This is a genomic window from Fusibacter sp. JL298sf-3, assembly GCF_053842995.1.
This window is the reverse complement of sequence record NZ_CM132608.1, coordinates 3,203,044-3,217,435: the sequence shown is the minus strand read 5'-3', so window position 1 is coordinate 3,217,435 and position 14,392 is coordinate 3,203,044. Positions and strand designations below refer to the sequence as shown.

The following is a 14,392-nucleotide window of genomic DNA, read 5'->3' as shown; positions in this document are numbered from 1 at the left end:
ATTTATTAGCCGTAAAGTTTTTCAATCACGGCGTCTTCTATTTTAAACGTGTGTTTTGTTTCCGGAAATGTCCCATTTTTAACGTCGTTACAATAAGTCCCGACTGCTGCATCAATAACGGCTTCGAGATCGGCATACCGCTTGACAAACTTGGGAACAAAATCGCTGTAGAGACCGAGCATGTCTTGAATGACCAGTACCTGACCGTCACACCCCGCACCGGCACCGATGCCGATGGTCGGCACTGACATACGCTCGGATACCAGTGTTGCCAATGCCGCCGGAATACACTCCAAGACAATGGCGCAGCACCCCAGCGCTTCTAAAAGCAACGCGTCGTCTATCAGCTTCTTAGCTTGTGCTTCGCTTTTGCCCTGCACTTTAAAGCCACCGAGGGCATTGACCGACTGAGGGGTCAACCCCAAGTGCCCCACGACGGGAATCTGTGCGCGAATCAGGGCTTCAATATGCGCTTTTACTTCGACGCCCCCCTCTATTTTGACGGCGTGTGCCCCGGTCTCTTTTATTATACGACCTGCGTTTTCAACGGTTTTTTCCGGACTGATGTGATAACTGAGAAACGGCATATCGCATATGACAAGGGCGCGCTTCACACCGCGCTTAACGGCTTTACAGTGGTGAATCATGTCTTCCAATGTCACGGCCAATGTGTTCTCATACCCCAGCATGGTCATGCCGAGTGAATCCCCGACGAGGAGCGTATCTACACCGGCTTTGTCTAGACACTTTGCCGTCGAGTAGTCGTAAGCTGTCAACATGGTGATTTTTTCACCGTTTGCCTTCATTTCACTCAGCGTCGTCACAGTTACGGGTTTCATGTTTTGCCTCCTTAAGCAATGAGGCCAACGCCTCGGTTTTGTGTGGCGCATCAATTTGTGACAGCGCGCACAGGGACATGTATTTATAAAAGTTCGCTGTGTCTTCATCTTCAAGGTGTGCAAGGTGCGTTTCAATGGTTTGAACATCACCTCTAGCTACGGGACCGGTGAGTGCACCGTCGACCCCTAGGGCTTCAATATTTTCTAAAGTGCCTTCTATTAGTGGTCGGAGGGCTTTAAACGCATCGGCTTCTGCAATGCCGGCGCGGCCCATTTCGCCTAAACTGTATCGCATAAGCGGCACTAGAAAGTTCGACGCCATTACCGCCGCTGTGTGGTAATGCACTTTGGCTTCACGCGTCAATAGGAGGACGTCGAGTCCCAGGCTCTTTAGCCATTCACGCGCCGCCTCGGCGCAGGTGCCTTCCACAGAAAAGGTCGCCGTTTGTACTTTTTCAAGATCAATGTTTTGAGTTTTAAAGGCCTGTAGTGGGTGAAGGCTTAAAACAGCTCCCCCTCTTTGTTCTATGTGCGCCAGTAGTGCTGTACTGTGTGCCCCGCTGGTGTGAAAAAAAATTTTGCCGTCAAGGGCTTGACCCGATGACGCAATTGAGTCTGCCAAGGGCTTTATGGCGTCGTCGTTAACCGTCAGACCGATCCAGTCCGCATCGGCAACTGCTCTTTCCACGCTTTCGTACACACAACCGCCGGTTAATCTTACCGCCTCTTCAGCGTGCACTTTGTTCAAGCTGTAATAGCCTGAGACGAACACGCCTTTGCTCTGAAAAAAAACACCTAACGTGCGGCCGACAGCACCGGCGCCTACAAACGCTACTCTCTTCGGGCCCATATACGCCTCCTCATTCTAACCCTTCGCTTTACCCGACATCCAATTCTCTAATCGGCGATTTCCGCCTGTTTATATCCACTAAAAAAACCCTTTTTGCACACGACAAAAAGAGCCTACGGGTTCTATGGCTTTTTAAGTCTTCGGCAAATTGCTCAAAGCTTTTTTGTGAATTTCTCTAATACACGGTCTCTGTGAGACTTAATTAAAAATTCCAGTCGTTTGCATCAGCGCAAGGCAAACTGTCGACGACAACGCGAGACATTTTAGCGCTGCAATGATGCGAAGGTGACGAGCTGCTTTTTAATTGTGAACGATACGGTACACGAGGGCCTCTCACCCTTGTACACCTATTAAAACAATTGCGTATGATCCTTGCGGTATCATCGTAAATAGTATAGCACAAGATTTCAAATTGAAAAGTGCCTTGTAAAAAAAAAATAAAAAAAAGGGGGTCTCAGCGGTATAAACCGCTTTGAGAGGCCCCTTCTCCTATTCTCTGGATTTGCTTTCGTACATCATTGCGTACTCTTGATCGACTTCCAACTCACAGCTTTTACATAAGTTGAACTTATTAACGCGCTTTTCATCACCACAACGCTTGCAAAACTTAATTTCAAATTGATTCCCTTTCATAGCTTCTTTCATACACTTACCTCCTCATCACATCGTATTATCGTATACAATTATTCTCTTGTGAATATTATAACTCAATTCATTGCATATTTCAAGTGTTTTTAATGATTTTTAAAGGTAAATTGCATGTAAAGTTTTTTGTTAATTCATTTTAACATTTCGTTCAACCACCGTTCGATGTTTTGCGGCCGCTGTACAACCGCATAGGCGCACATTTCTTCCAAGGCCTTCAAAATACTAGGCTGTACCCAGGCCATATGCGGTTCCAAAACATGTAAAAAAGCACGTGCCAAAGCGTAATAATCCGAAGAAAAGTCGATATCTTCCGGTTGATACAACGCTTCCGGCGCCATGTAATGCAAGCTTCCTACGACTTCCGTCGTGTATTTGGCTTCCTCTACAGGTAACGCCTGATCCAAATCGATAAAGAACACATAACTCGCCGAATCCACAATAAGGTTCTCCGGCTTTATGTCGCGATGAAGAAATCCGAAGTGATGTATAGTCATCAGCGCGCGAAAGCTGTTGGCCAAAACAGCGGGCAAATGCTCTAGACAAGTTGAAGTCGCCGCCCATTCGCCGAGGTGTCTGCCTTCAATATGGTACAGCGATAAAACGAGGTTCCCTTCATCAAAGTGATAATCCATCAGTGTGGGGACGGCATTACAAGAAATTGTTTGATAAGCGCGAACAGCGTTGAGCCCGATTGAGGAGGGCAACACTTTTCTGCGCGTTTTAACCGAATTTTTCATAAGAAGTCTCCTATGGCGGCGGAGGACTGCACACACTGCACGGGGTGTATCCACGTTCAACCGCCTGTTCTAAATCGATTGGGTGTTTGCTTTTTTTAAGGTATCGGCAAGTACCGACATGATACTTCTTGCCATAGGTCGTGATATAGACAAGAGGTGACGCCAGTGTCAAGTGATCGCCCTGTATAAACGAAGCCACTGGAACAACCCACACGTCTTTCTTAAAGGGCGTCAAGAAGGTGTACTTGTAGTGAATCGCCCAGCTGAACACGCCGTCGTCTCGAAAGTCGGATTTGTACAAGTGCTGGAGTTTGACAAAGTGTTCTAGCCCCTCTTTTTTCAGTTTCTTATCTAGGTACCCTGTCAGGGCGGTTTCAAGGAGCAAAGGGTGTTGATCGATGTCCAAGGGACTGAGCCCGATGTCGTCGGTCACTTCTTTGACACACCACTGCACTTTGGCATCGACATAAAGGGTCAACAACATGCCCAGACACAACATCATCACCATCATGAACACACTGAGCGTTATAACGGCCTCTAGCGAAATACTACCGCGTTCTCTTTTCATGTGGCCTCCTATGGGTATGTGTTTTCGACAGTGATGCTGTCGCCATCTTTAAAAACCGTGTGTAGGCGATGACCAATGGCAAAATCGTCGATTTTAAGCGCCTTTTGGCTTTGCTTTTGAAGGCTGCCATCGACGAGGTCCATGGCTCTGCAAACTGTTTTTTCAGTGTCTGTGAGATATATAAGGGCGCGAAGATAATCTTGATAATACCACTTCAGCGCGTCTGAATCGCCCTTCCCCTTCTGGGTGTCCATACGCCAGTTACCGGTTAAAAGGCTATCAAAATCGAGTGTCCAATCGACAGACGACTTTATGGGATACAAGCCGCCGCCATCGGCCAAAATGTTCATATCTACATAGCTTTCAGCTGACGCCCATGCCACGACGATGCCCGCATGTGCCACGAGGTTCCACGGCGGTGGAATTGCAGCCGTCCATGTCCCGATTTGGCTCATTTTGTCCGGTGAGAGGGCGAGATGTGCGAGGTTCGTCAGTTCGCGCATGCCGTAAATTTTCAACCAGACTTCGCGCTTGTTGGCGGCATCGGTGTTCTCTCCAGCGATTAGGTACTCCACTTCGCCTTTAAACAGGCGAGCGGAAGAGGCCTTCTGCCCCAAGGGGTCAAAGGCATGCGGCGTCCCCGGGTCGTAACTGCTAAACACAGCCAAATAGTATTCTTTTATCAACGTTTTCTCAAGCAGCGACACCTCCGCTAAAAAACCGCTCGCCCCTTCCCACTGACGCGAATCAATTCGGGTATCGCTGCCCCCTTTCCCGCCGCCCTCTTTCATCTCCTCGGCACGCGCTTCCATATCTTCAACTTGATCGACTTCTTCCGGAACGCCCCCCTCTTCCTCAGCGGCTTCGAGTTCCGCCTCAGTAGGCACGTCATCTCCTGTGGGTGCCGACGGCTGTTTCGGGTTTTCTATTCGCTGCTTTGCTTCGTCGACAAAGGCTATGGGAACGAGAACTTTAGCAGACGCCAATGACGCTTTAGCAAAGTGTTCGGGGGAAGAAAGCGGTAAGTGCGTTGTTTCGAGCGTTTCGGGCAGAGCCAACCCGTTGCGTTCTAAATAATACGTCACTAGTGCTTCGGGGTTGTCGCTGCTGTAATAACCGGTTAACCCATACTGACTCAGGAGAAAATCGTTGTAAGTGGACAGGGTGGTTTCGCTGGCATACTGTATTACTTTTAAGCGCTTGTTCTCCACCTGCTCATCGTAGAGGAGGCGAAATGTAACAACACATCCGAGGATGATGGCTGGAATGACCAGTACCATAAACAGTGAAAGACTGCCGCGTCTCCTAGTCATGAGCGTCTCCTTCAAAGAGGCTTTCGCCATACTTTGCAATTAAGCCCATTCGGATGCGATGAGGCATTCGTTGCCGGTAAAAGCGCGTCATTTCGAACTGCTCTTTGTTCCAAACGATGGCAAATGGATTCGCCACACGTTGCACGGGCTCATAACGCAAGTTTTCAACTACAAAATAGTGCGTCGATACGACTGGCGATTCGTCCGCAAATCCGATGGGGTTTCCATCAATTTCTACAGAATCGAAGCCCTCAGCCAAAAAATCACGCTCTGTCTTAAGTGAAAACAAGTCGAGCTGTGCAATGAAAAAGACCAACATTAAAGCAAAAAAAACCATAACCAACACCATGGGAATGACAATTGTAGATTCTAAACTGTGCATACTGCACCCCCTCTCTCCATATATTGACTATATTTTACCTTATCTTATTTTATATGTCAATATATGGATTTGCGCATAAAAAAAGCCGTCCACAGAATTTAGCTGTGGACGACTGTTAATGCTCTCGCAACTATTTAGCGCAAAAGGGCATGGTCGTTAAACCGCTTGTGACCGGTTTCTCGCTCTCATGCGTTCAGTTTCATTTAATATGCGTTTACGAATGCGCAATGCGTCCGGCGTAATCTCCAGAAGCTCGTCATCGTCTATAAAAGTCAACGCCTCCTCCATACTAAACTTCTTAGGTGCAAGCAGTTTAATGGCATCGTCTGACCCAGAAGCACGGGTATTGGTCAACTTTTTGTTTTTCGTCGGGTTCACGGTCATGTCTTCTCTACGAGAGTTGATGCCGATAACCATGCCTTCATAGACATCTGTTCCGGGATCGATCATCATCGTTGCGCGTTCAGAGAGGTTGAACAGCGAATACGCCATTGCTACACCGCCCTGCTGAGAAATCAACACGCCGTTACTCCTCTTTGGAATCTCACCTTTAAACGGTGCGTATTCACTGAAAGAGCGCAACAAGACGCCTTCCCCTCGCGTGACGTTAATAAACAGACTTCTGTACCCGAGAAGTCCCCGCGTTGGCACGAGGAATGTCATTCGGGTGTAGCCCTCTTCTGTCTGCATTTCCTCAAGGTTGCCTTTTCTGAGGCTGAGTTCAGAGATTACAGCACCTGAATAGGTTTCCGGCACAATGGCGATAACCCTTTCCACCGGTTCGTGCTTCACACCGTCGATTTCTTTCATCAAAACCTGCGGCTTGGAAACGGCGATTTCATAACCTTCTCGTCTCATATTTTCAAGTAAGATCGACAAGTGGAGTTCGCCTCTTCCAGACACTTTAAAACCATCTTGAACACTGTCTAGTGCATCGACCCGCAAGCCGACATTGACTTCAAGCTCTTTTTCAAGACGCGCTTTAATATGGCGCGAGGTCACGTACTTCCCGCTCTTTCCGCAGAAAGGCGAATCGTTAATTAAGAAGTTCATCGACAGCGTCGGCTCCTCAATTTCAATAATTGGCAACGGTTCAACCACTTCGAGGTCACAGACGGTCTCACCGATGGATATTTCTTCAATACCGCTTAATATCACCATTTCTCCGGCAGTTGCCGAGGACACTTCGCGGCGATTTAACCCTTCGTAGACAAAGAGCTTGCCGATTTTTCCGCGTTTCACGCTGCCGTCGCGCTTGCTAACTGCCACAGTTTCCCCGGCGTTTAAAGTCCCTCTGACAACGCGGCCAATCCCTAATCTACCGATGTAATCGTCGTAATCGAGAGAGGAAATTTGACACTGAGCCGGTGCCTCGGCATCTTCTTCATAAGCCGGGACGTGTGACAAGACGGTTTCAAACAAAGCGGATAAATCGGTGGCGTCGTCTGCCATATCCAATTTGGCAACACCTTCTTTGGCAATGCCGTAAACGATTGGGAACTCAAGTTGCTCATCAGTTGCCCCCAGTTCGACAAATAAATCGAAGGCCAAGTCCACCACTTCTTCTGCACGTTGGTCTTTTTTATCGATTTTATTGATAAATAGAATTGGTCTTAAGCCGGCTTCCAGCGACTTCTTAAGAACAAATCGCGTCTGCGGCATCGGGCCTTCAGATGAATCGACTAATAGGATAACGGAATCCACGGTTTTCATTATCCGCTCGACTTCTGACGAGAAGTCGGCATGACCTGGTGTATCGACTATGTTGATTTTATAATCTTTGTAAACGATTGAACAGTTTTTCGAGTAAATTGTAATGCCGCGTTCTCTTTCCAGATCGTTGCTGTCCATTACGCATTCAGGAACCACTTCGTTGTTTCTAAATACGCCGTTTTGTGCTAAAAATGCGTCTACCAAAGTAGACTTACCAGCATCGACATGCGCTATAACTGCGATGTTGATAATGCCTTTGTGTTCTGACATACCTTACTCCATTCTAAACTTAAAATCCATTAAAAATGAGGCGTAAAGGTTACGCCTCAACTTTAATATTGTATAACACAATGTCTTTAAAATATACTGATTTTTTAAACTGTTACAAATTGTTAATGTTCCCCCTTGAGAAAAGCGAAGAATTTGGTGTCTTCATCGATCATATGCTTGTACACCACTTCTTCAACCAGATGCAGGTAAAAATCGCCTATGGACATCTCTCCGCGCTGTACAGCCTCATAGTGTTCGCGAATACACGTGAGCAGTGACGCATGCAGACGTTTATGTGCGTCTAACATCGGGTCGGGGTACTTGCAATTTTCAAGAATGAGTATTTCATTTTCGAAGTGCTGTGCAATCAACTCAATCAACTGTTTCATCTGATTCAAATGATAGGCTTCCGATTTTTGCACATTCTCCTCGGATAAGAAGGCGTTGGCGAACTCAAAGAGCTGTTTGTGTTCAAAATCAATTTGCTTGTCGCCGCTTTCATAACTCGAATGCCAGGGCATGTGCACAGAAGGCAAGCGACTGACTTCAAAGATGTCACAGCGGTTTCTCCCCGCTTTTTTGGCGCTGAGCATACATTTGTCCACGCGGCTGAACAGCAGCTCAGGGGTGTCTCCCATTAGCCACGGTGCGACGCCAAAGCTGGCCGTTACGGCGTCCGCTTCTTCGAAGATATGTTGTTCCAGACGCTGTCTCAACTTTTCTGCAACTTCACCGGCACTGGTCAAAGACGTTTCCGGCAAGAGAATCATAAACTCTTCTCCACCCCAGCGCGCAAAAAAGTCGGTGGCGCGCAACTGCGTTTTGAAGAGCTCGACAGTCTCCACAATCACCTTGTCTCCCACATCGTGACCAAAAGTATCGTTAATGTCTTTAAATCTGTCTAAGTCGAACATGACGAGGGTCAGTTCCAAGCGATAGCGCTTGGCGCGTTCAATCTCGGATTTAATGGTGGCGTCTAGGGCACGTCTGTTTTTAAGCCCTGTTAACGCATCGGTTTCGGCCAAATCCATCAGCCGATTGACATAGCGTTTTTGTTCTTGTATGTTGATGAGCAACCCTTCGTAGACGTCGCCTTTTTTGGTCAGACGCATTTCCCCCCAGAAGGTTTCACGCCGTTTGTTGACGAACTCCACTTCAAATCGATAAGCATTTTCACCGGTGGCAACCGATTCAATCAGCCAATCTCTAGTCTCTTTTGCGGCAAAGACGGTATGGGGTTGCGTGTCTAATGCCTCGTTGAGTACCGCAATGTCCGAAACGGCAAAAAGAGAAAGAAAATACGTGTTGGCATACCGCAACTTTAGGTTGGGTTCCATCTCAAAGATGCCAACGGGAACACTTTGAACCAACCGATTGGACAAGTGTTCAATCGCCCTGGAAACTTCACCGAACTCGTCGTTTCGATCAGAACCGGAAATGCTGATGGCATCACCGCCCTTCTGCGCCTTTAAACTCTTTGACAAGTCGTCAAAAGGCCTGCCGAGCATGCGGTTGAACAGTCGATTGATAATCACGGCGAGCCATATGATAAAGAGGACGGCAATGAGCAACAGCGGTACAAACTGAACCGTACTCACCAATCCCTCTTGATGGTAAAAAGTCATTACGTACCAATCGGTGGTGTAGATGCGCTCGGCGGAGACATAATCATAGGTACCACTGAGTTCTACAAACACTTCATTCTCACCTTTTTGAAACGCTTCTAAAACAGTCGCTGCGTCGGCGGCATCGTCGACGTAATGACGAAAACTCTTGTCGTCTGCCACTTCAAATGCAAATATATTTTGAACGATTCGGTCAAAGTTCGAATCCAGTTGAATCGCACCGTTGCCGTTGACGATAATCATTTTAGCGTTGTGCTTTGACTGAATTGCATCAATCTGTTCGACGTAGCGATTCAAGGGCAAGCCGACACCTACAATCCCCAATACCAAGTCCGTGGAGGCGTCGACGACTTTGTAGTTGATCCAAACGTTGGTTTGCTTCAAAAATCGATCGACATCTATATTGAGGTTAAATGCTTCGGGTAGCGCCAGTGACTCGTAGAACCACGCATCCTCCTCAATGGTCGGCGCCAATTCTCCGACGCGTTGCAACTCGCCGTCTTCATAAAAGTACATGCCGCTGTCGTAGGCGCTGGTGACAAACAGTGTGTCGGCTTCCGAGATGCCGGAAACGGTGTCGAGAACTTCTAAAAACGCCGTTCGATTCGATGCGTTGGCCTCTTTTAGAAAAGCCTGCGTCGCACGGGACTCGGCGATGGTCTGTGTAATTGACAACTCGGGAATGACATGCCTTTCAATTTCATTGACGAGGTCTGACGTGTACAATTGAGCGAGGTTCGACGAAAATCGATCGACAACAGATCCGATGCCAAACCTCATGAGCAACACCGTCATAAAGAGGGTCGCAATCATCAAGAAAAACACATAGCGCTTAAACTGATTGGTTAAGTTTTTTTTCGTCATACGACGCCTCCCAAGTAGATTTAAGCTGACGTCAGTAGACACCGAGTTCGCAGCTTATTGCTTTGTTTATACCCATGAAATACAAAAAGCATAAAAAAAACGCAAAAGATGCGTTTTTTTAAGGTTCTCGAACGGCGTGAACAATTAATCGGTGTGTCGGGTTAACCACCGGATCACAGGTTACAAGGGTTAGAACTTCATGCTCTTTGCTCCTGTAGAGCACGCTGACATCCGTCGGTTCCACAAGGTGGGTCTTGTACACGGTATAGACGTATTTTGTACCACCACTCGATACTTCAATGGTATCGCCCTCACCCAATTCGTCGAGGCGATTGAACATCAGTCCATACGAACGCCCACGGTGTCCGGCGATGCCGATGTTCCCCACTTCTCCAAAGTAAGAAGTGCCGTTAATATGCGCTGCCCCTCGGTTGAGGTGGCGTTCAGTTGCATCTTCTAGTATAGCCATTTTTACATTTATTTTAGGAATTTTAATCTGACCGATAATCGGCAACGCTGGTTGCGGTTTTGGTTTTTCTTTAGGAGGATCCGGTGTCGCCTCGCCTTCGCCTTCTGTAGACGGTCTCGGCTCCAGTGCCCCGGTGTCCACTTCGTAATCCGAGACGTCGATCAAGTCGTCGCCCAGCGTCTCAGAGACGGCCCCTTCCACAAACACATCATCCAATGCGGCATACTCGTCTTCTGTTTCCACTGCTGCTTCATCTTCTAGCGCGTAAAGGGCTTCGTATTCGTCAAGGAGTTTTTGATTCCAATAATCGTAGTAGAGCTTGCTGCCAAAAGGATATAGAATCACCAAAATACCTGCTATTATCAAGACATAAGACAGTATTTTTTTCAAAAGCAGTCCATCCTTTCTCTTGCGTTGGTCATCGGCTACAGATTTCTGCTAACCCTTCTGTAATATAGTCTCTGAGCCATTTGATGACGTCTAAATTGCCAATGGGAACACCATCGAGCAATTTTTTGATTTCTTTGCTGTTCAATGTGAACTTATGTCCATTATAGCAGTGTGTGTAAATTAAGTCCATATTGTCACACGCATTTAATATGGTGACAATCGTTTCAGGCATGTTGCCGAGTGGCACGCGGTCGATGTGGCTGTGCTTGAACGCCGCCACGATTTCTGTGCCGACACCGAGTTGGGAATGAATTTCGAAGTAACCGTCGCACTGTTCTGCCGACGCTTTAAACAAGGGAATCCCCAGCCCCACTTTACGCGTTGTACGCGATGTGTAGAAGGGATCGACGACTTTTTCAAGTGTTTCAGCAGCCATGCCAATGCCGTCGTCTTTAATTTTAATCACCAATTTATCGCTGTCCAATTCTTCTATAATGGCGATACGCAAGGTCTCCGCCTGCGCTTTTATGGAATTCTGCGCAATGTCCAATATGTGGAGTGAAAGTTCCCTCATCCTCTTTTCCTTCCCTTCAAAAAATCGAGTACGGCTTCGAGCGTTGCCTCTCCAACCGTCATAAAATGTTCCGGTTCACTGATGTGCTCTAAAAAATGGGCATCTGAGTTGTAAACCACGCGGGAATCGCCCAATACAAACGGGTCGATTGGCGCCATTTTAAACACTTCCATAGTGTGCCCCATAAGGTTTTCCGGCACAAATCCCAAATACTTGAGCAAGCTGTTGGCCGCTTTGTTGATGTGCGCGGGGACGACGACGCCACCGTACTCGGTGACGAGCGCCATTAAATCGTCTAGCGACAAGGTTAGTGAAAGAATTAACGCACTTTTGTATTCCGAGACGATGGTGTCTTCAGCGTCCATGACCCATTGATGACCAAACTTCGAGACGGCGTTGGGGATGGGGAGCCGGTAGTTGTCCAGCACCTGCTCGAAAGCTTCAATTGCCTCGAGCGCCTGAAAATAACACAAGACGTGAATTTCTTCTTTCGTCTGCACCTCCATACCGGGGACGACCAACAAGCCGTTGGCATCGCCCACCGCTTTAACCGCTGCGACATTTTGCGCGGTGTTGTGATCGGTGACGGCAATGACGTCGAGCCCTTTTATCAACGCCATGTTGACGATGTTGTTAGGGGTCATGTCGTCGTCGCCACATGGCGATAGACAGGAGTGGATATGCAGGTCGTAGTACAGTTTCATTTTTTAACGCCTTCTTCGTAGAGAATCTTAAATATTTCGTAAGCTTCAAGCGGCGTCGACAGGATGACCACATCCTCATTCTGCGCTTTGGCAATTACTTCGGCTTCCAGTTCAATCCCCTCGGGAACAATGACACAAGCGAAGTCGAGAAGCGATGCAACCGCCAGTATGTTGTTGTGGGTCTGAACTGTAATCCAAGCGGTGTTGTTTTTCCCTTTTGCCATGACCCAGCTGAGGAGGTCGCAAGCGTACACGTCGTCTATTGGGCGCTCTACCGCTTCGCCTGAAAGGTGTTTAAATCCGTATTTTTCTATTAAAATTTTAGCGTTCATCTTCATCCTCCGTTTTGTTTTTTATAAACACGCAGTCGCTGATTTTGGCCCTGCCATACACCACGTCTTCTGCGAGCACCCTACAGGAGGGCGCGCCGCATGCGCCGCAGTTGATACCGGGCAATGTCTGCGTTATTTCCTCAATTTTAGCCATTTTCTCAAGGGCTTTTTTAAAGTCGGTATCCAGTTTGAAAATCGGCATCGGTTGTATGGGGAGGTCCCATTCCATATTTTCTTTGGTCAATGGAATGTCTACTTTAACCGGATGGTCCATCCCGTATCGCTTGCTGAGTTTGCGAATGCGATTTTTGCCGATAAACGTGTTCTCCACGTTGAGCGGGCCGCCGACGCATCCGTTGACACAGGCGTACCCCTCTAAGAAATCGAGGCTGTTGAGTTTGCCCAGTTCCATAGACTCTAAGACTTTAATCACTTCTTCGATGCCGTCCACGGCGATGTAGTCCTCAATGGCCATGGCGTAACTCTGCCCGCCGACGCGCCCCCAAGCAATCCCCTTTCCCGTACTGGTTTGCAGCGGTTTATCCGAGGCGACTTTATCGATGATTTTCATCACTTTGTAGTACACTTCCTCTGTGGACACCGCTTCGTCGATATAGGACTTCTCAAGACCTATGGGATTTTTAATACTTGTAATCTTCGCCGGACACGGGGTGATGTAGACGACGCCGATATCCGATTCAGACATTCCGGCCTCTACCAGTCTCCGCTTTACCAGCCGAGCCGCTATTTCCATAGGCGACTCCAATTTGATGATGTGGTCGATAAGCGCGGGAAACTTAATTTGAATCAGCCGTGTAATTACGGGGCAGTAGGTCGAAATCAACGGTTTGGGAACCCCTTCTTTGTCGAGCATTTGGTTTTCGTAAACGGTCAAAAGTTCTGCGGCATGTGCCACATCGTATACTTCGTCAAACCCCAAGTCAATGAGGGCGTTGTACACGGTGTTCATGTCATAATTTTCTGGAAATTGTCCATAAAAAGAAATCGCCGGCAACGCCACTGTATATCGGTAGCGTCCGATGACTTCTAGGCCGCTGACCATGGCGCCTTTGGCGTGGTATGGGCAAACTTTAAGACACTCGCCGCAATCGATGCAGCGGGCTTCTATGATTTTCGCCTTTTGATTGACGATTCTGATTGCCTGAGTCGGACACCTGTCGAGGCAATAGGTGCACCCGTTGCAATAATCCTTCTCAAGCACGACTGAATGCCAGTACTTTTCCATTGTCGCCTCCTCGCAAAAGCCCCTTAGGGGGTGCTCTCAGTACTCGATAACCATTTTGATACACGTCCCCTTTCCGAGTTCTGATTCAATGTCGAAAGTATCGGAGACTTTTCTCATGTTAGGTAGGCCCATACCTGCGCCAAACCCCATTTCCCGCGCATGTGAGCTGGCGGTGGAATACCCCTGTGTCATGGCGAGGTCAATATTTTCTATCCCTGGGCCGACGTCGTCGACATACAGTTCAATCTGGTCCGGTTTTAAGTAAACGTCAATCGCACCGCCCTCAGAGTGAATGACGAGATTGATTTCAGCTTCGTAGGTGGCGATGGCCACGCGGCGAACAATGCCCGCGTCTATTGTCAACTGCTTCAGCACCTGCTTGATTTTGCTCGACGCCTCGCCTGCACGCGAGAAGTCGTCGTTGGCGATATCGTAATGCAGTTTCATCGCGACATTTTCTTCATTTCTATTCGACGGTTTCATACACACCCCTTATAAACGAATGCCTTCAAGTCCTGCGCTGTACAGCCGTCCCGACGTTGTAAATAGCGGCAGTTTTGTCGACATCAAAATCATGTGCTTCGTCTCTGCCAATTCGACGACATCGGCTGTAGGCGCCTTGCCCCGAACAAACAAGATTGCCTTGATGTCGAGCATTTCCGCCGTACGCACCACTTGCTGATTGACAAGTCCCGTTATCAAAAGCGTATCTTCTTCAACATATGCGAGCACATCGCTCATCAAATCCGAACTGAATGCCGAATGCACTTCCCACGACAGCCCCTCTGTAGACGTCAGCAGCTTTGCTTCAGTTACCGCCACAATCTGCTCTACCTTCATACGCGCCTCCTACCCAAACGGTTTTAGA

16 protein-coding genes are annotated in these 14,392 nt (G+C 47.9%); all 16 read right to left on the bottom strand.

Annotated elements, in window-relative coordinates; all coding sequences use genetic code 11:
- Window positions 1-5: 5 nt before the first annotated feature.
- Window positions 6-839 carry a 3-methyl-2-oxobutanoate hydroxymethyltransferase gene (panB, locus tag ACR6HW_RS15360; RefSeq protein ID WP_455728588.1) on the bottom strand — a complete coding sequence of 278 codons (834 nt, stop codon included), beginning with the start codon at window positions 837-839 and terminating at the stop codon, window positions 6-8.
- On the bottom strand, window positions 808-1,689 hold the full coding sequence (locus ACR6HW_RS15355; protein WP_455728587.1) for a Rossmann-like and DUF2520 domain-containing protein: 882 nt from the start codon (window positions 1,687-1,689) through the stop codon (window positions 808-810). The genes panB and ACR6HW_RS15355 overlap by 32 nt, the downstream gene beginning before the upstream one ends.
- 489 nt (window positions 1,690-2,178) lie before the next feature.
- Window positions 2,179-2,334: a hypothetical protein gene (locus ACR6HW_RS15350; RefSeq protein ID WP_455728586.1), complete on the bottom strand. Its 156-nt coding sequence runs from the start codon at window positions 2,332-2,334 to the stop codon at window positions 2,179-2,181.
- 134 nt (window positions 2,335-2,468) lie between these two features.
- On the bottom strand, window positions 2,469-3,074 hold the full coding sequence (locus tag ACR6HW_RS15345; protein WP_455728585.1) for a protein kinase domain-containing protein: 606 nt from the start codon (window positions 3,072-3,074) through the stop codon (window positions 2,469-2,471).
- Between the two features lie 10 nt (window positions 3,075-3,084).
- Window positions 3,085-3,642: a hypothetical protein gene (locus tag ACR6HW_RS15340; protein WP_455728584.1), complete on the bottom strand. Its 558-nt coding sequence runs from the start codon at window positions 3,640-3,642 to the stop codon at window positions 3,085-3,087.
- A gap of 8 nt (window positions 3,643-3,650) precedes the next feature.
- Window positions 3,651-4,955: a DUF5702 domain-containing protein gene (locus tag ACR6HW_RS15335; protein WP_455728583.1), complete on the bottom strand. Its 1,305-nt coding sequence runs from the start codon at window positions 4,953-4,955 to the stop codon at window positions 3,651-3,653.
- On the bottom strand, window positions 4,948-5,337 hold the full coding sequence (locus tag ACR6HW_RS15330; RefSeq protein WP_455728582.1) for a hypothetical protein: 390 nt from the start codon (window positions 5,335-5,337) through the stop codon (window positions 4,948-4,950). Before ACR6HW_RS15330 ends, ACR6HW_RS15335 begins: the two co-directional genes overlap by 8 nt.
- 156 nt (window positions 5,338-5,493) lie before the next feature.
- Window positions 5,494-7,320, bottom strand: a complete 1,827-nt coding sequence (typA, locus tag ACR6HW_RS15325) for a translational GTPase TypA (RefSeq protein ID WP_455728581.1) — start codon at window positions 7,318-7,320, stop codon at window positions 5,494-5,496.
- A gap of 122 nt (window positions 7,321-7,442) precedes the next feature.
- On the bottom strand, window positions 7,443-9,809 hold the full coding sequence (locus tag ACR6HW_RS15320) for a diguanylate cyclase (RefSeq protein ID WP_455728580.1): 2,367 nt from the start codon (window positions 9,807-9,809) through the stop codon (window positions 7,443-7,445).
- Between the two features lie 118 nt (window positions 9,810-9,927).
- Window positions 9,928-10,668 carry a class D sortase gene (locus ACR6HW_RS15315; RefSeq protein WP_455728579.1) on the bottom strand — a complete coding sequence of 247 codons (741 nt, stop codon included), beginning with the start codon at window positions 10,666-10,668 and terminating at the stop codon, window positions 9,928-9,930.
- A gap of 28 nt (window positions 10,669-10,696) precedes the next feature.
- Window positions 10,697-11,218: an ATP-binding protein gene (locus tag ACR6HW_RS15310; protein WP_455728578.1), complete on the bottom strand. Its 522-nt coding sequence runs from the start codon at window positions 11,216-11,218 to the stop codon at window positions 10,697-10,699.
- Window positions 11,219-11,238: 20 nt separating this feature from the next.
- Window positions 11,239-11,946 (bottom strand): PHP domain-containing protein, encoded by a 708-nt coding sequence (locus tag ACR6HW_RS15305; RefSeq protein WP_455728577.1) that lies wholly within the window; start codon window positions 11,944-11,946, stop codon window positions 11,239-11,241.
- Window positions 11,943-12,278 (bottom strand): AraC family transcriptional regulator, encoded by a 336-nt coding sequence (locus ACR6HW_RS15300; protein WP_455728576.1) that lies wholly within the window; start codon window positions 12,276-12,278, stop codon window positions 11,943-11,945. The genes ACR6HW_RS15305 and ACR6HW_RS15300 overlap by 4 nt, the downstream gene beginning before the upstream one ends.
- Window positions 12,268-13,524, bottom strand: a complete 1,257-nt coding sequence (locus tag ACR6HW_RS15295; protein WP_455728575.1) for a [Fe-Fe] hydrogenase large subunit C-terminal domain-containing protein — start codon at window positions 13,522-13,524, stop codon at window positions 12,268-12,270. Before ACR6HW_RS15295 ends, ACR6HW_RS15300 begins: the two co-directional genes overlap by 11 nt.
- A 36-nt stretch (window positions 13,525-13,560) precedes the next feature.
- A complete protein-coding gene (locus tag ACR6HW_RS15290; RefSeq protein WP_455728574.1) occupies window positions 13,561-14,007 on the bottom strand; it encodes an ATP-binding protein in 447 nt (148 codons plus the stop codon).
- Between the two features lie 9 nt (window positions 14,008-14,016).
- Window positions 14,017-14,364 (bottom strand): DRTGG domain-containing protein, encoded by a 348-nt coding sequence (locus ACR6HW_RS15285; RefSeq protein ID WP_455728573.1) that lies wholly within the window; start codon window positions 14,362-14,364, stop codon window positions 14,017-14,019.
- Between the last annotated feature and the right edge of the window lie 28 nt (window positions 14,365-14,392).